Here is an 18,695-nt window from a genome sequence, read left to right on the forward strand (position 1 = left end):
GTGCCGGTCGTGACGGACCCGTCCGTGCCCGGGGTCATGCACCTCGACCTCGACGCGTTCTTCGCCGCCGTCGAGCAGCGGGACAAGCCGTCGCTGCGCGGCAAACCCGTCGTCGTCGGCGGGACCGGCGGGCGCGGGGTGGTGTCCACGGCCAGCTACGAGGCGCGCGTGTTCGGGATCGGCTCGGCCATGCCGACGGCCCGGGCCCGCCGGCTGTGCCCGAACGCCGCCTACCTCGCGGGCCGGTTCGAGGCCTACCGGGAGGTGTCCCGGCAGGTCATGGACCTGGCCCACGAGCTGTCCCCGCTGGTGGAACCGCTGTCGCTGGACGAGGCGTTCGTCGACCTCGCCGCCGCGCACCCGGGTCTGGACGTGGAGGCGGCCAGGACCGTCGCCGCCGACTTCCGCGCGGCCGTGCGGGCCCGGACCGGGCTGACGGTCTCGGTGGGGGTGGCGGCCAGCAAGCTCGTCGCCAAGATCGCCTCCGACCTGCGCAAACCCGACGCCCTCGTCGTCGTCCCCCCGGCCGAGCAGGAGGCGCTGCTGGCCCCGATGAGCGTGCGGACGATCCCCGGGGTGGGGGTCGTCACCGGTGACCGGCTGGTCCGGGTGGGCCTGAAGACCATCGGGGCGCTCGCGGCGGCCGACGAGGCCGAGCTGGTGCGGATGCTCGGCCGCGCGCACGGCACCGCCCTGCTGGCCTTCGCCCGCGGGGTCGACCCGCGGCCGGTCGTGGCCGAGCGCGAGGCGAAGTCCGTCTCGGCCGAGGAGACCTTCGCCGTCGACCTCACCGACCGCCGCGACCTGGCGGAACGGTTGCGGCGCATGGCCGACCGGGTGGCGGCCCGGCTCGCGGCGGCCGGTCTGTCGGGGCGCACGGTGACGGTGAAGGTGCGCCGCTACGACTTCTCGACGCTGAACCGCTCGCGCACGCTGCCGCACGCGACGAGCTCGGCGCGCGAGATCGCCCAGAACGCCGGGGACCTGCTGGACGCGGTCGACGTCGCCGACGGCGTCCGGCTGCTCGGGGTGGGGGTCTCCGGGCTCAGCGAGTTCAGCCAGATCGACCTGCTCGCCGAGCTGGAGCCGGAACCGCAGGACACCGACACCACCGAGGACGAACCCCTGGAGTCCCCGCAGCCCTACGGCCCGCCCGCGGCCCCGGGCTGGCGGCCGGGCCAGGACGTGCAGCACACCGGGTTCGGTCCCGGCTGGGTGCAGGGCTCGGGGGCGGGCCGGGTCACCGTACGGTTCGAGGGTCCGCACACCCCCGTCGGGCGGATCCGCACGTTCCGCGACGACGACCCCGACCTGACCCCCGCCGGCCCGCCCGTCTTCGACCCGGAGCACCCGTGAAACTGCCCGTCCCCGGCGGCCTGGCCGCCGAACCCCTGCGGCGCTGGCTGCTCGCGCACGCCCTGCCCGGGGCCGAGACCCACGCCGGCGGGGTGCACCGCCGGGTGTTCTGGACCAGCCACGGGCCGGTGGAGGCCACCGTGGACCTCGGGACGGGGGAACGCTGCGAGGCCGTCGTGCTGGAGGGCCCGCACCTGGAGGAGGTCGCGCCCCTCGTGCGGCGCTGGCTCGACCTCGACGGGCACCAGGAGGAGGCCGAACGGCACCTGGCGGGTGACCCGCTGCTCGCCCCGCTGGTGGCGGCCACCCCGGGCCTGCGGGTCCCGCGCGCGGTCTCGGGGGCCGAGACGGCGCTGCTGACGGTGCTGGGTCAGCAGGTCTCCCTCGCGGCGGCGCGCACGTTCGCCGGCCGGCTCGTCGCCGCCTACGGCACCCCCGTCCAGACCCTCACCGCCTTCCCCGCCCCCGAGGTCCTGGCCGCGGCCGGGCCGGACGCCCTGCGCGCCGTGACGGGGGTGACGGGGGCCCGGTCCCGGACCCTGCACGTCCTGGCCCGCACCCTCGCCGACGGCCTGGACCTGGACGCCGCGGCCACCACCGACCCCGAGGCCGCCCGCGCCGAGCTCCTGGCCCTGCCGGGCATCGGCCCGTGGACCGCGGACTACGTGGCCCTGCGCGTCCTCGGCGACGACGACGCGTTCCTGCCCTCCGACCTCGTCCTGCGCCGCGCGCTGGGCGGGATCGCGGCCCGGGAGGCGCTGGCGCGCGCGCAGGCGTGGCGGCCCTGGCGCGGTCACGCCCTGCTGCACCTGTGGACCGCGGAGGTCTTCGTCGACTGACCGTTCGCTACGGTGCGTCGGTGCGAGGACCCGTTGTCGTCACCGGTGGTAGTCGCGGGATCGGGGCGGCGGTGGTCCTGGCGCTCGCCGCGCGCGGGGTGCGGACCTGCTTCGGCTACGCCACCCACCGGGAGGCCGCGGACGAGGTGGCCACGACCGCGGCCGACCTCGGGACGCCCTCGATCGCCGTGCGGGCCGACGTGTCCGTCGAGTCCGACGTCACGCGCCTGTTCGACACCGCCCGCGAGCTGGGCCCCGTGACGGGTCTGGTCAACAACGCCGGCATCACCGCGCCGCGGTCGAAGGTCGTCGACCTGGACGCCGGCCGGATCCGGCGCCTGCTCGACGTCAACGTCGTCGGGGCGTTCCTGTGCGCCCGGGAGGCCGTGAAGCACCTGACGGCCGCCGGCGGCGGGACGATCGTCAACGTCTCCAGCCGGGCCGCCGTCCTCGGCAGCCCGGGGGAGTACGTCGACCACGCCGCCTCCAAGGCCGCCGTCGACACCCTCACGGTCGGGCTCGCGCAGGAGGTCGCGGCCGACGGGATCCGCGTCGTCGGTGTCCGGCCGGGGCTCATCCGCACCGGCATCCACGCCGCCTCGGGGGAACCCGGGCGGGTGGAACGGCTGCGGGGGACGGTGCCGCTGGGCCGGGGTGGGGAGGCCGACGAGGTGGCCGAGGCCGTCGTCTGGTTGCTCTCCGACGCCGCCTCCTACGTCACGGGCACGACGCTGGACGTGTCCGGGGGCCGCTGAGCCCGGCGACCCGCACGAGGATGGGGCGGTGGAACCCCGCACCCCCCGCCGCCCGGACGTCACCGACGTGGAGCTCGTCGGCGGACCCGAACCGCTGACCGTGACCCTCGCCGACCCCGACCCCCGCTGGGCGGAGACGTTCCGCGAGCACCGGTCCCGCATCCTGTCCGCCCTGGCGGGGCAGGACGTGCAGGTCGAGCACATCGGGTCCACCTCGGTGCCCGGCCTGGCGGCGAAACCCGTCGTCGACCTCGTCGTGGTCGTCGGGGACGTCACCGCCGAGGAGGACCACCTCGACCCCCTGCTGGCCGCCGGGTACGTGCTGCGGACCCGTGAACCCGGCCACCGGCTCGTCCGCACCCCTGAGCGCGACGTGCACGTGCACGTCTACGGCCGCGGCGACCGGGCCGTCGAGGACTACCTGCTGCTGCGCGACCACCTGCGCGCCGACGCCGCCGACCGCGCGTTGTACGAGGCGACCAAGCGTGACCTGGTGGCGAGGACGTGGGAAGACACGAACGACTACGCCGAGGCCAAGACCGCGGTGATCGCCGCGATCCTGGAACGGGCGCGGGTGACTCGGTGACCCCGCAGCGTCCTGCCCGTCGGCGTCCGCGACGGCGGCACGTCGCAGGTGGCGGCCGAGCTCGCCCGTCGCGCGGTCCGCGAGACCGGGGTCGACGTCACCGTCTCCTCGGCGCGGGTCGAGACCGTGGCGGGGACGGCCGTGGAGGTCTGGGAGACCGACGAACCCTCCGCGCACGGGATCGAGGGGGTGGAGCGGGTGCGGCTCGTGCGCGACGACATCGCCGGCCGCGTCGAGGACCTGCTGGCCCGGCTGCGGGACGGGGACACCACCACCGGCACCCGGTGACACGCCGCGCGCACGGACACCACCGGCCCCAGGACTCGCGCACGGGCACGGACGTCGGTCACACTGGGGGTGCGCCGCCGGGCGGGAGGTCGAGGGGAAGCTTCGTCCGGCCCGGCGGCGCCCTTCCGCCTCGAGGGTCGACCCTCACGCCCGCAACAGGTCCGGCCGCGCCAGCACCACCTCGCGGAACGCCGCGGCCACCCGCGGTAGCGCCTCCTCGCGGCGGACCAGGCCCAGCACCCGGGTCGAGGCCGGCCCGGTCAGCGGCCGTTCCACCACCCCGGCGAACGCCTCCGCCGTGCCGCGCTGCGCCGCCGGCAGGACCGCCACCCCCAGGCCCGCGGCCACCAGACCGCGCAGCGTGTGGCTGTCCTGCCCCTCGAAGGCGACGCGCGGGACGATGCCGTGCCGGGCGAACAGCACCTCGGCGGCCTCGCGCAGCCCGTAGCCGGGTTCGAACAGCACGAACTCCTCGTCCGCGACGGCCGCCAGGTCCAGCGGCCCGGGCACGGCCAGCGGGTGCTCCTGCGGCAGCCCCACGACGAGGGGCTGCTCCACCAGCGGGTCGCAGAGCAGACCCGGGCGGTCCGGGACGGGGGAGGTGAGCACGAGGTCCACCTCCCCCGTCGTGAGCTGGTCCAGCACGGCCCCCGCCGCGCCCTGGTGCAGCCGGAACCGCACCCCCGGGTGCTCCTGGCGGAACGCGCGCACGAGCCCGGGGACGGCGACCGCACCGAGGGTGTGCAGGAACCCCAGCGAGACGCGACCGGTCTGCACGGCGTCGTCGTCGCGGACGGTCCGCACCCCGCGGTCCAGGTCGGCCAGCGCGCGCCCGGCGACCTCCGCGAGCGCACGCCCGGCGGCCGTCAGCCGCACGCCCCGCCCCTCGGGCACCACGAGCGGCACCCCCACCGCGCGCTGCACCCGGGCCAGCGCGCGGCTCACCGTCGGCTGCTGCAGGCCCAGGGCCTGCGCGGCCCGGGTGACGTGCTGCGTCTGCCCGACCGCCGCCAGCACCCGCCACGGCGCCGCCAGCGCCTCCACCTCGTCCACCACCCCAGTCTGGCCACCCCAGTCTGACCACCCCGGTCCGGCCACCCTGGACGCATGGGTCCGGCTCGATCGGGGCATTGGACGCATGGGTCGGCCCGTTCCTACCGTCGCCGGGTGAGCCTCGAGGCCGGTACCGGCACCCCGCCCTGGCTGGGGCACGACCGCGGCACCCCCGGTTACCGGCGCCTCGTCGTCGCCCTGTTCGCCGCCGGCGTCGCCACCTTCGCCCAGCTCTACTCCGTGCAGTCGGTCCTGCCGGCCCTCGCGGACGGGCTGCACCTGGGCGCCTCGCAGGCCGCCCTCGGGGTGTCCGTCGCCACCGGGGCCCTGGCGGTGTCCGTCGTCGGCTGGAGCGCCCTGGCCGACCGGCTCGGCCGCGTCCCGGTGATGGTCGCCTCGGTCGTGCTCGCGAGCCTGCTCGGCCTGGCCGTCCCCCTGGCCCCCTCGCTCGGGCCGCTGCTGGTCCTGCGCGCCCTGCAGGGGGCCGCGCTCGGCGGGCTGCCCGCCGTGGCGGTGGCCCACCTCGCCGAGGAGGTCCACGCCCGCGCGGTGGCGCTCGCCGCCGGGGCGTACGTGTCGGGGAACTCCGTCGGCGGCCTCACCGGCCGCGTCGTGTCCTCCGGCGTCGCCGACCTGGCCGGCTGGCGGTGGGGCGTGGCCGCCGTCGCCGTCGTCGGGATCGCCGCCACGGCCGTGTTCTGCGTCCTCGTCCCGCGCCCGCGGGGTTTCGCCCGGCACCGCCGGGCGGGCGGCCCGCCGCTGCGGGACCGGGTGCGGCGCGCGCTGTCCGACCCCGCGCTGCTCGCCCTCTACGCGCAGGCGCTGCTGCTCATGGGCGGTTTCGTCACGGTCTACAACTACCTGGGTTTCCGGCTGCTGCAGGCGCCGTTCTCGCTGTCCCAGACCGTCGTCGGGCTGCTGTTCGTCGTCTACCTCGCCGGCACCCTCAGCTCCTCGGTCGCCGGGCGCCTGGCCGCCCGCGGCCGGTTGCCGGTCCTGCTGGGGGCCGTGGCCGTGTTCACCGCCGGGTGCCTGCTGACGCTGTCGGCGCGGCTCGTGGTGGTCCTCGCCGGGCTGGTGCTGCTCACCGCCGGTTTCTTCGCCGCCCACGCCGTCGCCAGCGGCTGGGCCGGGGCGCGGGCCGAGCCGGGGGTGCGGGCGCAGGCCTCGGCGCTCTACACGTTCGCCTACTACGCCGGGTCCAGCGTCGTCGGCTGGCTCACGGGCTTCGCCTTCGCCGCCGGCGGCTGGGCCGTCGTGGTCGGCGTCGTCACGGGCCTGGCCGCGGTCGCCGCCGTCCTCGCGACCCTCGGCCTGCGCCGCCACGGGCCCCCGGGCAGCATGGGGGAGTGATCGAGGAACTCGCCGAACTGGTGGGCGCGGGCGGGGTCGCCGTGCTCGAGGGCGCCGGGATGTCGACCGGGTCCGGCATCCCCGACTACCGGGGCCCGAACGGGTCCCTGCAGCGGCACACGCCCATGACCTACCGGGAGTTCACGGGGTCGGCGGAGAACCGGCGCCGGTACTGGGGGCGCAGCCACGTCGGGTGGGAGCACTTCCGCCGGGCGCAGCCCAACGACGCGCACCGGGCGGTCGCCGCCCTGGAACGGGCGGGGCTGGTGACGGGCGTCATCACCCAGAACGTCGACGGTCTCGACCTCGCCGCGGGCACCCGGGAGGTCGTCGAACTGCACGGCAACCTCGACCGCGTCGTGTGCCTGCACTGCGGTGAGGTCACCGACCGGGCCGTGCTCGCCGACCGCCTCACCGCCGCGAACCCCGGGTTCACCGCGCGCGTGGAGGAGTTCCAGGCGCTGAACCCCGACGGGGACGCCGACCTCACCGACGCCCAGCTCGAGGGTTTCACCACCGTGCCGTGCCGGCGGTGCGGGCAGGACGCGCTGAAGGCCGACGTCGTGTTCTTCGGCGAGACCGTGCCCGGGGACCGCGTCGAACGCTCCTTCGAGCTCGTGGACGGGGCCCGTTCCCTGCTGGTGCTGGGGTCCTCGCTGGCCGTCATGTCGGGGTACCGGTTCGTGCTGCACGCGGCCAAGCACGACCGGCCCGTCGCGCTCGTCACCGCGGGACCGACCCGGGGGGACCAGAAGGCGAGCGTCCGCCTGGACGCGCCCCTGCAGGACGTGCTGCCCGACCTGCTGCGGCGCCTCGGCCTGTGACCGGTGCCGGTCAGCGGGCGGCGGGTGACCCGGCGGACACCCCGGTCGCCGCGGACGTCTCCTCCCCGTCCCCCGTCCGGGCGCGCAACCGGTCGAGCAGGCGGTCCGACGGGCTCACGGGTGCGGCCGAGTAGACGACGAGCGGCTGGTCGTCGTCGGGCACGGTCAGGCTCTCGCAGTCCAGGGTGAGACGCCCGAGGCCGGGGACGTCGTAGCTCTTGACGTCGCTGTGCCGGGGTTCGACGGGGCGTTCGTCCCACAGCGCGGCGAACCGGGGGACGCACCCGCGCAGTTCCTTCACGGTGCCCCGCAGGCGCACGTCGTCGGGGTGGCGGGCCAGGGCCGCCCGCGCGACGGCCACCGCGGCCCGGTCCAGCCGCGGGCCGTCGTCACCGTCGAGCACCAACCGGGAGGTGAAGCCCTCGACGCCGACGAAGTGCAGCCACAGGTGCGTGCGCCGGTGGGGCGGGACGGCCGCCAGGTCCCCGAGCACGGCCGTCGCGAGGTCGTTCCAGGCCAGGACGTCACCCCGGGCGTCGGCGACCATCGCCGGCAGGTCCCGCATCCGGTCCAGCAGGCGCCGCACCGACGGGCGCACGGTGTCGACGATGCGCCGGTCCGGGGGCCGGGGCGTCCCGGCGAGGGCGAAGAGGTGGGCGGTCTCGGCGGCGGACAGCCGCAACGCCCCGGCCAGGGCCGTCAGCACCGCCGGTGAGGGGTGCGGGCCACGGCCCTGTTCCAGCCGGACCACGTAGTCGACCGACAGGTCGGCGACCAGGGCCACCTCCTCCCGGCGCAGGCCGGGCGTCCGCCGCCGTGAGGTGCCGGCCGCCAGACCGACGTCACCGGGCCCGAGCCGGGCGCGCCACTGCCGCAGAGCGGCGGCCAGTTCGGCGCGGTCGGGCGACGTCCCGGCGGTCAGTCTGGCCCACCGGGCCCTGCTCGGCGCGCGGTCGCCGGTGCCTGGGACGGCCGGTCCCCCGCTGGGCCGTCCCTGGCACCGGCGGGACCCGGCCCCGAGGCTGACGGGCATGACCACAGTGCTGATCACCGGTGCCTCCCGCGGGATGGGTGCCGAGACCGTCCGGCGGCTGGCCACCGTGGGGCACACCGTCTTCGCCGCCGCCCGGCACCCCGACCGTCTCCCCGACGTCCCCGGGCAGGTCCACCCCCTGCGCCTGGACGTCACCGACGACGCCTCGGTGGCCCGCGCCGCGGCCGAGGTCGAGGCCGTCACCGGTTCCCTGGACGTGGTGGTCAACAACGCCGGGGTGCCGGGCACGTGGGCGGGGCCGCAGGACGTCGGACCGCAGGACGTCGTCGACGTGTTCGCCGTGAACGTCGTCGGTGCCGTCCGCGTCACCCACGCCTTCCTGCCGCTGCTGCGCCGCGGGCACGACCCCCGGCTGGTCCTGGTGTCCTCCGGGATGGGGTCGCTGACCTTGCAGCAGGGCGACGACGTGTACCGCGACATCGCCCACCTGCCCTACCCGGCCTCGAAGGCGGCCCTGAACATGCTCGCCGTGCAGTACGCCAAGGCCCTGCCGGACGTGCTGGTCACGGCCGTGGACCCGGGGCTGACGGCCACGGAGTTCACCGGCGGCGTCGGCCACTCCGTCCGGGAGGGCAGCGATCCGATCGTGGCCGCCGTGCTGGACACCGACGGGCCCAGCGGCCGGTTCCTGGGACGGGACGGTGTCGAACCCTGGTGACGTCCGCGGGTTCCCGTCCGCGTCCTGTGCCGCGCGGTCACCGCTCCCGTGCGGTGCCCGGTCAGCGGGCCGGCAGTTCCGCCGGCAGTTCCGCCGTCAGCAGGGCCCACCGGGCGGCCCGCCCCGCCTCACCGGGGTGCACCTCGTCGACCAGCAGGTCGGGGTGGGCCGCGACCGTCGCCGACCACGCCAGGACGTGCAGGTTGGGCCAGCGCCGCGTCGCGGCGGCGAGCCGCTCGTTGCGGCGCTCGAAGAACGCCCGCGTGGCGGGGTCGGCGCCCCGGAGGGCGAGGTCGTACCAGTAGACGGGCCTGCCGTCCGCCGCCCGCAGGAAGAAGTCGATCTTCTGGTCGAAGTAACCGTTCTCGACGGGGACGTGCCCGCTGGGCACCGGGGCGGTGTCCCCGGCCGGCCACCTCCCGGCGGGGAACGGGGCCCGGTCGCGCAGGGCGTCGTTGGTGCCCAGGCCGACGACGAGGACGTCGCTGTCGGCGATGGCCCGGCGCAGGTCGACCGTGGCCATCGGCAGCGGCATGGCCGGCCAGGCGGACCGGAACCGCTGGTCCTGCACGAAGGCCTGCATCTCGTCGCTCGTCGCCCCGGGCCAGCCGAAGCAGGCCGTCGTCGTGACGCGCACGCGGGCCGGGGCGCTCTGCGCGCCGCCCCCGCAGGCGCCGTGGGTGATGGAGTCGCCGAGGACGGCCAGCCGCGGCAGCAGGGCCACGCTCGTGCGTCCGGTGGCGGCGTCCCAGGTGATCGAACCGCGCTGGAACTCCCCGCGCCGACCGCCGGGCACCTCGTGCTCCTCGCCCGTGGGGTACCCCAGGGGGCCGCCCTCGTACCCGGTCGCCGCCCACGCGGCCTGGACGGCGCCGCCGACCACGACCGCCCCGGTGGTCGCGCTCCGGTAGACGGCGCCGCCCTCGAAGTGCTGCACCCGGCCGTCCTGCAGGGGCAGGGTGAGTTCGTCCGTCACGGGGAACCCGAGGGAGGAGTTCTCCCAGCCCCGGCCGGCCCAGACCTCGCGCACCGGCCCGGACACGTCGTGGGCGCCCGTGGCGGGCGACCAGTACACCGAACCGCCCTGGAAGTGCTGGCCCCGCCCGCCGCGGACCTCGAACTCGTCGGTCGTCGGGAACCCCAGGGTGGAGTTCTCCCAGCCCAGGGCGGCGTACCGTCCGCGGATCGCCCCGCGCACCACGTGCGCGCCGGTGGCCGGGCTGCGGTACAGCGACCCGCCGGTGAAGGTCTGCGCACTGCCGCCCCGGGCGACCGGGACCTCGTTGCCCGTGCACGGCCCCAGCACCGACGCCCGCGCCCCCAGTTCGCGGTAGCGGACGGCCAGGTCACCGGTGACGAGGCACCCGCTCGCCGGCGCGGTGACGCGCGAGGCGCGGGGCACGACCGGTCCGGCCGTGGGGGAGGTCGTGGCGCCGGCCGTGGGGGCGGCGAGGACGGCCAGCCCGACGGACAACCCGGCGGACAACCCGGCGGACAGCCCGATGGACAGCACGGCCACGACGGCGCGACGGAGGGGCACGACCTCCGATCGGCGGCCGTCACCGTCCGTCCAGGGCGGTTGGGCCGTCCGGGTGAGGTGGGGCGCGCGGTGTCACCCGGACGGAGCAGTCCGGCGCGCCGGTGCGGCGCCGTCGGCCCCGGGCTCAGTCCGCAGCCGCCTCCGCCCGGGCCAGCAGGACGGCCGAGGAGACGAGACCGATGTGGCTGAACGCCTGCGGGAAGTTCCCGAGGAACTCCCCGGTCGTGGGGTCCACCTGCTCGGGCAGCAGCCCGACGTGGTTGACCCGCGCGACCAGGCTCTCGAACAGCTCCCGGCCCTCCTGCACCCGGCCGCTCTGCACGAGGTTGTCCACCCACCAGAACGAGCACAGGACGAACGCGCCCTCGTTGCCCTCCAGACCGTCGGGGGAGTCGGCGTGCAGGTAGCGGTAGAGCAGCCCGCCGCCGGGGGACAGCTTGCGGGCCACCGCCTCCACGGTCGCGACCATGCGCGGGTCGGCGGCCTCGACCACCCGCCGCAGGGGGAGGGCGAGCAGGCTCGCGTCGAGGGTCCCGGGCTGGTCGAGGTGCTCGGTGAAGCAGCCGTCCTCCTCGCTCCAGGCCCGTTCCAGCAGTTCGGTGCGCAGGTCGTCGGCCAGCCGCCGCCAGTGGGCGCCGCGCTCGGACCGGCCCGTCAGCTCGGCCAGGCGCGCGAGCCGGTCGAACGCGACCTGGCACATCGCCACCGAGTACGTGAAGGGTCGGCCGGTGTCGCGGATCTCCCAGATCCCCTGGTCCGGCGTCAGGTGGTGGCGCTCGGCCAGCCGGCCGAGGTGCTCCAGGCGTTCCCACCGCTCGTCGGTCAGGGCCCCGCTGTGCCGGGCGAACTGGTAGGCGCAGTCGAGGATCTCCCCGTACACGTCGTGCTGGAGCTGCCCGCTGGCGCCGTTGCCCCAGCGGACGGGGGCCGAACCCCGGTACCCCTCGAAGTCCCCGTCCTCGACCTCGGCCTCGGGGAACGTCCCGTCGAGGGTGTAGAGGACGTCGGGACGGGAGTCCCCGCGGGTGCTGGCCTCCAGGACCCAGTCGAGGAAGGCGTCGGACTCCTGGGTCATCCCGATGCGCCGCAACGCGTACACGGTGTAGGCGGCGTCGCGGACCCAGGTGAACCGGTAGTCCCAGTTCCGCTCACCGCCCACGGCCTCGGGGAGCGAGGACGTCGGGGCGGCCACCACGGCGCCGCTGGCGTGGTGGTCGCACAGCTTCAGCGTGATGGCGCTGCGCAGCACGAGGTCGGCGTGCGCACCCTCGAACCGGACCCCGGCGCTCCAGTCCCGCCAGGCCTCGTCCGTGCGGCCCAGCGCACCGGCCAGCCCGTCGGGGTCCAGCTCCAGCGGTCCACCGTTCCAGGACAGCGTCAGCGCCCAGCGATCACCCGCGGTCAGCTCGTGCTCCTCCTCGGCCGGCCGCGAGGACGACAGGTGCAGGCGGTGCTCCCCGCCACCGGGGACGGGCACCACCGACCCCTCCACGGCGGCGCCGTCGTGCCGGTGCAGCACGCTGCGGACGCTCACGGTCCCGTGGGTGACCTCCAGCAGCCGGCCGAAGGCCCCCGTCGCCGCCGAGCGCCGCTCGGCCAGGGGGCCGTCCAGGAGCATCGCGTCGGTGACGCGCAGCGTGCCGGTGTCCGTCGTCAGCTCGGTGACCAGGACCGCCGAGGACGGCAGGTAGTGCTGGTGGCGCCCGCGCAGGCCCCGCACGGGCAGGTCCCAGCGCCCGCCGCGGTCGGCGTCGAGCAGCGAGGCGAAGACCGCGGGGGAGTCGAAGCGCGGCAGGCACGCCCACGCCACGCGCGCGTCCAGGCCCACGAGGGCCGCGGTCTCCCCGTCCCCGACGAGGGCGTGGTCGGCGATGGGCGGGTAGCGGTCGACGAGGTCCTGGCGGACGTCGTCGGTCTGCACGGTCTGGCCGTTCATCGTCGTCACGGGCGTCTCCCGGCTCGTGGCTGGCGGTGCGGGCCACGGTAGGCCGACGGCGTGCTCCCCGCCCGTCGGCCACGGCGTGGGGTAGAACGTCCGGGACCGGACCGGACGACCGTGGAGGGGTTCGACGTGGGCAAGCTCGTGCGCGACCGCATCCCGGAGGTGATCCGGGCGAACGGCGAGGACCCGGTGGTCCGCGTGCTGTCCGAGGACGCCTTTCCCGGCGCGCTGCTGGACAAGGCCGTCGAGGAGGCGCTGGAGCTGCGGGCCGCGACGGGCGCGGAGGAACGGCTGGCCGAGGCCGCCGACGTCTACGAGGTGCTGGTGGCGGTCGCGCGCCTGTGCGGGACGACGATCGAGGAGGTCGCGCACCGGGCGGACCGCAAGCGCGCCGAGCGCGGGGGTTTCGACGGGCGCGTCTGGCTGGAGTGAACCCTGCGGTGGACCGTCGGGGTCAGCCGGCCGGGGTCGTGGGGCGGGTCGGGGGGAGGGTCGGGGGGAGGGTCGGGGGGAGGACGGTCGCGAGCACCCGGTCCAGCGCCGTGCGCTGGCGGTGCGGCGTGCAGGTCCGCGGGTCGGCGACGGCCAGGGTGTTCAGGCCCTCGACCTGCGCGACGAGGGCGAGCGCCGCGTGCCGGCGGGCCGTGGCGTGCGGGGGACTGCGCCCGCTGGGGGGAGGGGGAGGCCGAGCTGGAGCGGACGTACGTCGAGCCGGCCTCGCGCGGCAGCGGGGTCGCCACCCCCGTGCTGCGTGCCCTGGAGGACGCCGCCCGGGCGCGCGGGGTCCGGCGCGTCCTGCTGGGGACGGGCACCCTGCAGCCCGAGGCGCTGCGCTTCTCCCCGCGCGAGGGGTACGAGCGGACCACCGCCTTCGGCCCCACGTCGGGGAGCCGCTGTCGATCTGCTGCGCCCGGGACCTCTGAGCGCTCTGGGATGATGGGGGCGCCATGCAGTGCTCGTACTTCGACGCCCACGCCTGCCGCTCCTGCACCCTCATCGAGCTGCCCTACGCCGACCAGGTGCGCGGCAAGGAGGAACGCTGCGCCGAGCTGCTGGGGGACCACCCGGGCCTGGAGTGGCTGCCGACGGTCCGCAGCCGCGAGGACGGCTACCGCAACAAGGCCAAGATGGTCGTCGGCGGGACGGTGCAGCACCCGACCTTCGGCATCCTGGACGCCGGCGGGCGGGGCGTGGACCTGCGCGAGTGCCCCGTCGTGGCGGCGGGTGTGCGGGCGGTGCTGCCCGCCGTCGCGCGCCTGGTGACCCGGGCCGGGCTCACCCCCTACGACGTGCCCCGGCGGCGCGGGGAGCTCAAGCACGTGCTGCTCACGCAGTCGCCGTCGGGGCAGCTCATGGTGCGCTTCGTCCTGCGCTCCGAGCGCGCCCTGCCGCGCCTGCGCGAGCACCTGCCGCGCCTGCTGCGCGAGGCGCCGGGCATCGCGGTCGTCACGGCGAACCTGCTGCCCGAGCACAAGGCCGTCCTGGAGGGGGAGGTGGAGATCGCGCTGACCGAGCGGACGACGCTGCCCATGCCGCTGGGCGCGGTGGAGCTCGACCTGCGCCCGCGCAGCTTCTTCCAGACCAACACCGACGTCGCGACGGCCCTGTACGCGCAGGTGCGGGAGTGGGTGGCCGAGGTCGCCCCGGCCTCGGTGTGGGACCTGTACTGCGGGGTGGGCGGTTTCGCGCTGCACTGCGCCGCGCCCGGGCGCCGCGTCGTCGGCATCGAGGTCAGCGAGGAGGCCGTCCAGAGCGCGCGCCTGGCCGCGCGGGGGCTGCCGGGCGTGGAGTTCGCCGCCGGGGACGCGACGGCGTTCGCGCTCGCGGCGACGGACGTGCCCGACCTCGTCGTGGTCAACCCGCCCCGGCGGGGCACCGGGGCCGAGCTGGCGGGCTGGCTGGAGCGTTCGGGGGTCCGCCACGTCGTCTACTCCAGCTGCAACCCCGAGACGCTGGCGGCCGACCTGTCCGCGATGCCGTCGCTGCGGCCCGTGCGGGCCCGTGTCCTGGACATGTTCCCGCACACCCCGCACGTCGAGGTCGCGGTGCTGCTGGAGCGCCGGCCGCCGGGCCGGTGACGCCGCCGGAGGGTTTCCATCGTTGGAGAAACCCACCGGCACCGGCGCCCCGGGCCGGGGGTTTGCTCAGAAAACTCTCAGGCGCAGGAGTCGTCCAGCCAGCTCTGCAGCACCCGGCACAGCGGGCGCAGCTCCGCGTCGAGCTGGGGCAGCAGCTCCGCGCCGGGGTTCTCCACCTGCAGCCAGCGCCGCAGCATCGCGACGTACCCGCCGTGGACGGCGCCGGCGATGCTCTGGGGAGCGACGTCGCTGGCGGCGAAACCGTGGCGCCGGGCCGTGAACGAGGCCACGTGCTCGCGCCAGGCGGCCCACTGCTCGGACTCCTCCGAGCGCAGCTCGGTCGACTCGTCCAGGACCCGGAACCGCTGCATCCACAGACCCTCGGCGTCGATGACCCGCTGCAGCGCAGCGATCATGCTCGCCCGGATGATGTCCAGGGTGTTGTCCTGCGACGTCAGCGACGTCTCGAGGACCTCGGCGAAACCGGCCGTGAACTCGTCGAAGCGCCACCAGATGATGGACCCCTTGGAGGGGAAGTACCGGAAGAAGCTCGTCTTGCTGACCCCGGCCGCGGCCGTGATCTCCGCGAGCGTCGTCTCCTCGAACCCCTTGCGCAGGAAGAGTTCGATGGCGACGGTCTCGATCTCCTCGCGCGAGGAGGCGGGCGGGCGTCCACGACGGGGGGCGGCGGGCTTCTCCACCGACTGCTCAGTCACGTGTGACAGCGTGCCACAACTCAGACCCGTCGGCCGGTGGTCGCCACGGACCGTCCGGTGCCCCCGGCGGTCCGGACGTGGGGTTCGGCCAGGGCGTGCAGGTCCACGCAGGCCAGCAACGGCCCCGTGGCCGAACCCGTCCGCACCAGGGGCGCCCGTTCCTCGGCCGCGGCCTCGCCCAGGTCCTCGCGCCACACGGGACGCTCGATGTCGGACAGGCCCTCCACGACCAGCCCGACCCGCCGCGGCGGGGCGTCGGGGTCGGCCGCCGGGGGCCGCACGAGCAGCACGACCCCGGCGGTCGGGTCCGCCAGCCGCCCGCGGCCCAGCAGCTCGGACAGGTCCAGCAGGGGCACCACGTCGTGCTCGGTGACCAGGGCCCCCAGCTCCGAGCTCCCGCCGATCCAGGGCACCGGGTCGGCCGGGAACGAGACCACCCCGTCGACCTGGTGCAGCGGCGCCGTCACCGTCCCCCGGGCCCGGAAGAGGACCACCGGGTCCAGCGGCGGGGAGGCGGCGAGGGCCCCGGCCCCGGCCGACCCGGCCGACCCGGCCGCGGCGGCCGTCCCCGGGCCGGTGTTGAGCGAGGCCAGGGCGCTCACCTCGGGGTCGGCCAGCAGCGTCGGGACGTCCAGGACGAACGCCGGCCCCTGGGGCAGCCGGGCCACCCCCTGCACAGCGGTGGCGGCCAGACCGCGCGAGGGCGGGGTGGCCGAGCGCGCCGAGGGGGCCACCCGGACGATGTCGAGGGCCTCGGCGAAGACGAGGGCCAGCAGCCCGCGCTCGGAGCGCACGAGCAGGGCCTGCCACGCCACAGAGCGGTCCGCCGGGGCCAGCCCCAGCAGGGCCAGCGGGTCCAGCACGGGCAGCCGCACCCCGCCGTGGTCGGTGACGCCCAGGCACGACGGGGAGGACAGCTGGGAGGGGCGCGGGCTCAGCGACGGCAGCGTGGTCTGCACGTCGGCGACGTCGACGGCGAGCAGCACGTCCCCGCCACCGGCGGAGGTGCAGCGCACCACGAGGTGGGCCGGGTCGAGCTCGCCGTCACCGGTGCGCGCGACCGGCCCGTCCCCGGGGTCGCGGACGGTGGTCATGGCCAGGACCCCCGGGACGCCGAAGACGGCCGCCGGGTCGAGCAGGGTGCCCACCTCCGCGGTGCCCGGGCGGACGAACGCCGCCGTGAACAGGCGCCGCTCCCCGGCGGCGACCGGTTGCAGCGCCGCGGGGTCCAGGGTCACGACGTCGTGGACGCTGTCGACGAGCAGGCCCAGGGCCCGCCCGTCGTGCACGAGGACCACGACCCCCATCGCCGTCTCCCGCGCCGACCCCGGCGCGGAGGTGCCGCTGAGCGCCGCGAGGTCCAGGACCGGCAGCACGGACTCGCGCAGCAGCACCGCCCCCACGAGCCCGGGCGCGGCCGTCGGCAGGGCGTCGAAGCGCTCGGGCAGGGGCACGACCTCCCGCAGGACGTCCACCGGCAGCGCGACGAGCGCCCCCTGCACCCGCAGCAGCCCGACCTTCACGACTCGGCGCCGGTCCGGGCCGCCAGGTCGGCGATGAGGGCGCGGACGACCGCGGAGGTGTCCTGCTGCAACTGCGTCGCCCCGGCGATCGTCGAGATCGACTCCGAGGTCTGGGCCACGCTGGTGACGATGTTCTCGAAGGCCTCCTGCGCGGCGCGGGAGACCTCCGCGCCCTCGGCGACGCGCGTCTCGGACTCCGCGATGAGCTCGGCGATCTGCCCGGCCGCCGTGGAGGAGCGCTCGGCGAGCTTGCGCACCTCACCGGCGACGACGGAGAACCCGACCCCGTGCTCCCCGGCGCGGGCGGCCTCGATGGAGGCGTTGAAGGCCAGCAGGTTCGTCTGGGCCGCGATCTCGGTGATGACGCGGACGATCTCGGCGATCGAGCCGGAGGAGCGCCGGATGAGCTCGATGGCGGCCATCGAGCTCTTCAGCGCCTCGAACCCCGTCTGGGCGTCCCCGTGGGTCCGCGCGGCGAGGTCGCTGGCCTGCACCGCGTTCGTGGCGATGGAGTCGATGGAGTGCGACAGCTCGGCCACGGTCTCGGTCATCTCCCCGCTCTTGGCGGTGATGAGCTGCTCGAGCTGGGCCTGCGCGGTGACGTCGTAGGCGTACTTGATGACCTTCAACGGCCGCCCGCGCAGGTCGAACACGGGGTTGTAGGTGGCCTGGATCCACACGTCGCGGTCGAACTTGCCGATCCGGTGGAACCGCCCGGCGATGAAGTCGCCCTTGCGCAGGCGCAGCCAGAAGTCCCGGTACTCCGGCGAGACCCGGTACTCCGCGGAGCAGAACAGGCTGTGGTGCTGCCCCTGCAGCTCCTTGAGGGAGTAGCCCATCGTGCGCAGGAAGTTCTCGTTGGCCGTGAGGACGTTGCCCTCCAGGTCGAACTCGATGACGGCCTGGGCGCGGTCGACGGCCTGCACGCGGCTGGCGTACTCGGCGTTCTCCACGGTGTTGCGGGTGACGTCCACCGCGTACTTGACGACCTTCAACGGCCGGCCCTCGGGGTCCAGGATCGGGTTGTACGTCGCCTGGATGAACACGTCCGACCCCGCCTTGGTGATGCGGCGGTAGGTGCCCTCGTCGTAGTTGCCGCGCGCGAGCTTCTCCCAGAACCGCTGGTACTCGGTCGAGACCGCGTCCGCCGGGTCCACGAACATCCGGTGGTGCTGCCCGACGACCTCGGCCTCGACGTACCCGAGCAGGCCCAGGAAGTTCGCGTTCGCGGCGAGCACCGTGCCGTCCAGGGCGAACTCGATCACCGCCTGCGACCGGTCGATGGCCGCGACGCGCCCCTCCAGCTCGACCGCGCGGCGGGCGCTGTCGGTGACGTCGTGGGCGTGCTTGAGGACCTTGACGACCTTGCCGTCGGCGCCGAACACGGGGTTGTAGGTGGCCCGGAGGCGGATCTCCTGCCCGCGCGCGCCGTACCGGGTGAACTCCCCGGTCTCGGTGCTGCCGGCGCGCAGGCGGCGCCAGAACGCCACGTAGTCCGGGCTGGCGGCGTACGCGGCGTCGCAGAACATCCGGTGGTGCTGGCCGACGACGTCGTCCGCCTCGTACCCCAGCAGGTCCAGGGCGGTGTCGTTGGCCCGCAGCACGACCCCCTCGGGGGACAGTTCCACGACGGACTGGGCGCGCTCGACGGCGCGGGACTTGCTGCGCAGGTCCCACAGCTCGGCGCGGGCGGCGGTGACGTCGGCCAGCAGCACGAGGGTCGCGCTGGTCCCCTCCACGCGCCGGGAGGTGCACCGCACCCAGCGCTCGTCGGCCAGGCCCGTCACGAAGGCCTCCAGGCCCTGGCTGCGGTCCCCGAGCAGCTCGCCGACGTCCCCGCCGTTCGGCACGGACAGCAGGTCGGCCAGGGTGCGCCCCGTGAGCCCGTCCAGGCCGGACCCCAGGAGCTCGGCGGCCCGGGGGCAGGCGTGCAGGACCAGGCCGCTGCTCGCGTCGACGACGAGCGCGGCCTCGCGTTCGGCCAGCAGCGCCGTGAGGGTCTGCTGCAGGGGGGCCGCCGAGAAGTCGACGGGGCGGACTGCGGGGGGGCGAGCGGTCACAGCAGGACCATCGACGGATCGGGCGGCCGGCTTGAGGCCGGTGGGACGGGCCGGTGGGATGGAATAGCCT

The 18,695-nt window shown here is 75.8% G+C and carries 17 protein-coding genes and 1 pseudogene; 11 read left to right on the forward strand and 7 right to left on the reverse strand.

Going from position 1 to position 18,695, the window contains the following annotated elements:
- The first annotated feature begins 9 nt into the window (after positions 1-9).
- The 5 genes from AB2L27_RS08490 to AB2L27_RS08510 are packed head-to-tail and all read left to right on the forward strand — an operon-like array spanning position 10 to position 3,824.
- Positions 10-1,356, forward strand: a complete 1,347-nt coding sequence (locus tag AB2L27_RS08490; RefSeq protein WP_370441046.1) for a DNA polymerase IV — start codon at positions 10-12, stop codon at positions 1,354-1,356.
- Positions 1,353-2,195, forward strand: coding sequence for a DNA-3-methyladenine glycosylase 2 (locus tag AB2L27_RS08495; protein WP_370441047.1), 843 nt, complete (start codon positions 1,353-1,355; stop codon positions 2,193-2,195). The genes AB2L27_RS08490 and AB2L27_RS08495 overlap by 4 nt, the downstream gene beginning before the upstream one ends.
- 20 nt (positions 2,196-2,215) lie before the next feature.
- Positions 2,216-2,950: an SDR family oxidoreductase gene (locus tag AB2L27_RS08500; protein ID WP_370441048.1), complete on the forward strand. Its 735-nt coding sequence runs from the start codon at positions 2,216-2,218 to the stop codon at positions 2,948-2,950.
- A gap of 28 nt (positions 2,951-2,978) precedes the next feature.
- Positions 2,979-3,536, forward strand: coding sequence for a GrpB family protein (locus tag AB2L27_RS08505; protein WP_370441049.1), 558 nt, complete (start codon positions 2,979-2,981; stop codon positions 3,534-3,536).
- Positions 3,537-3,584: 48 nt separating this feature from the next.
- Positions 3,585-3,824, forward strand: a complete 240-nt coding sequence (locus AB2L27_RS08510; RefSeq protein WP_370441050.1) for a hypothetical protein — start codon at positions 3,585-3,587, stop codon at positions 3,822-3,824.
- A gap of 144 nt (positions 3,825-3,968) precedes the next feature.
- Here the strand turns inward: AB2L27_RS08510 and AB2L27_RS08515 are convergent, their stop codons facing one another.
- Positions 3,969-4,877 carry a LysR family transcriptional regulator gene (locus AB2L27_RS08515; protein WP_370441051.1) on the reverse strand — a complete coding sequence of 303 codons (909 nt, stop codon included), beginning with the start codon at positions 4,875-4,877 and terminating at the stop codon, positions 3,969-3,971.
- A 114-nt stretch (positions 4,878-4,991) separates the two neighbouring features.
- Between AB2L27_RS08515 and AB2L27_RS08520 the strand changes: the two genes are divergently transcribed.
- Positions 4,992-6,230, forward strand: a complete 1,239-nt coding sequence (locus AB2L27_RS08520; protein WP_370441052.1) for an MFS transporter — start codon at positions 4,992-4,994, stop codon at positions 6,228-6,230.
- Entirely contained in the window at positions 6,227-7,054 is an 828-nt protein-coding gene (locus AB2L27_RS08525) for a Sir2 family NAD-dependent protein deacetylase (protein WP_370441053.1), read from the forward strand. Before AB2L27_RS08520 ends, AB2L27_RS08525 begins: the two co-directional genes overlap by 4 nt.
- A 10-nt stretch (positions 7,055-7,064) precedes the next feature.
- Here AB2L27_RS08525 and AB2L27_RS08530 read toward each other — a convergent pair whose 3' ends face one another.
- A complete protein-coding gene (locus AB2L27_RS08530; protein ID WP_370441054.1) occupies positions 7,065-8,105 on the reverse strand; it encodes a helix-turn-helix transcriptional regulator in 1,041 nt (346 codons plus the stop codon).
- Between AB2L27_RS08530 and AB2L27_RS08535 the strand changes: the two genes are divergently transcribed.
- Positions 8,086-8,766 carry an SDR family NAD(P)-dependent oxidoreductase gene (locus AB2L27_RS08535; RefSeq protein ID WP_370441055.1) on the forward strand — a complete coding sequence of 227 codons (681 nt, stop codon included), beginning with the start codon at positions 8,086-8,088 and terminating at the stop codon, positions 8,764-8,766. The genes AB2L27_RS08530 and AB2L27_RS08535 overlap by 20 nt on opposite strands.
- Before the next feature lie 61 nt (positions 8,767-8,827).
- On the opposite strand, the gene AB2L27_RS08540 is transcribed toward AB2L27_RS08535, so the two are convergent.
- Positions 8,828-10,306 carry a GDSL-type esterase/lipase family protein gene (locus tag AB2L27_RS08540; RefSeq protein WP_370441056.1) on the reverse strand — a complete coding sequence of 493 codons (1,479 nt, stop codon included), beginning with the start codon at positions 10,304-10,306 and terminating at the stop codon, positions 8,828-8,830.
- Between the two features lie 124 nt (positions 10,307-10,430).
- Positions 10,431-12,242, reverse strand: a complete 1,812-nt coding sequence (locus AB2L27_RS08545; RefSeq protein WP_370441162.1) for a glycoside hydrolase family 15 protein — start codon at positions 12,240-12,242, stop codon at positions 10,431-10,433.
- A 135-nt stretch (positions 12,243-12,377) separates the two neighbouring features.
- On the opposite strand from AB2L27_RS08545, the gene AB2L27_RS08550 reads away from it, so the two are divergent.
- The 3 genes and pseudogenes from AB2L27_RS08550 to rlmC all read left to right on the forward strand — a co-directional run bounded on the left by AB2L27_RS08550 (position 12,378) and on the right by rlmC (position 14,326).
- Positions 12,378-12,680, forward strand: coding sequence for a nucleoside triphosphate pyrophosphohydrolase (locus AB2L27_RS08550; protein WP_370441163.1), 303 nt, complete (start codon positions 12,378-12,380; stop codon positions 12,678-12,680).
- Between the two features lie 258 nt (positions 12,681-12,938).
- Positions 12,939-13,025 (forward strand): annotated as a pseudogene (locus AB2L27_RS08555) (GNAT family N-acetyltransferase); the annotation flags it as partial.
- Positions 13,026-13,195: 170 nt separating this feature from the next.
- On the forward strand, positions 13,196-14,326 hold the full coding sequence (gene rlmC / locus AB2L27_RS08560) for a 23S rRNA (uracil(747)-C(5))-methyltransferase RlmC (protein WP_370441057.1): 1,131 nt from the start codon (positions 13,196-13,198) through the stop codon (positions 14,324-14,326).
- 77 nt (positions 14,327-14,403) lie between these two features.
- On the opposite strand, the gene AB2L27_RS08565 is transcribed toward rlmC, so the two are convergent.
- From AB2L27_RS08565 to AB2L27_RS08575, 3 genes are read right to left on the reverse strand one after another with little or no spacing between them, the layout of a single operon-like run.
- Complete coding sequence (locus AB2L27_RS08565; RefSeq protein ID WP_370441058.1) at positions 14,404-15,042, reverse strand: acyl-CoA-like ligand-binding transcription factor; 639 nt, start codon at positions 15,040-15,042, stop codon at positions 14,404-14,406.
- Positions 15,043-15,062: 20 nt separating this feature from the next.
- Positions 15,063-16,565, reverse strand: coding sequence for a chemotaxis protein CheW (locus AB2L27_RS08570; RefSeq protein WP_370441059.1), 1,503 nt, complete (start codon positions 16,563-16,565; stop codon positions 15,063-15,065).
- Positions 16,562-18,625 (reverse strand): PAS domain S-box protein, encoded by a 2,064-nt coding sequence (locus AB2L27_RS08575; protein ID WP_370441060.1) that lies wholly within the window; start codon positions 18,623-18,625, stop codon positions 16,562-16,564. Before AB2L27_RS08575 ends, AB2L27_RS08570 begins: the two co-directional genes overlap by 4 nt.
- Positions 18,626-18,695 lie beyond the last annotated feature (70 nt).

This window comes from Kineococcus halophytocola, assembly GCF_041276425.1.
GTDB lineage: Bacteria > Actinomycetota > Actinomycetes > Actinomycetales > Kineococcaceae > Kineococcus > Kineococcus halophytocola.

Bases quoted from the DNA above. Each gene is read 5' to 3' on its own strand.
- AB2L27_RS08545 (WP_370441162.1), bottom strand. From the start codon at position 12,242: ATGAACGGCCAGACCGTGCAGACCGACGACGTCCGCCAGGACCTCGTC.
- rlmC (WP_370441057.1), top strand. From the start codon at position 13,196: ATGCAGTGCTCGTACTTCGACGCCCACGCCTGCCGCTCCTGCACCCTC.
- AB2L27_RS08535 (WP_370441055.1), top strand. From the start codon at position 8,086: ATGACCACAGTGCTGATCACCGGTGCCTCCCGCGGGATGGGTGCCGAG.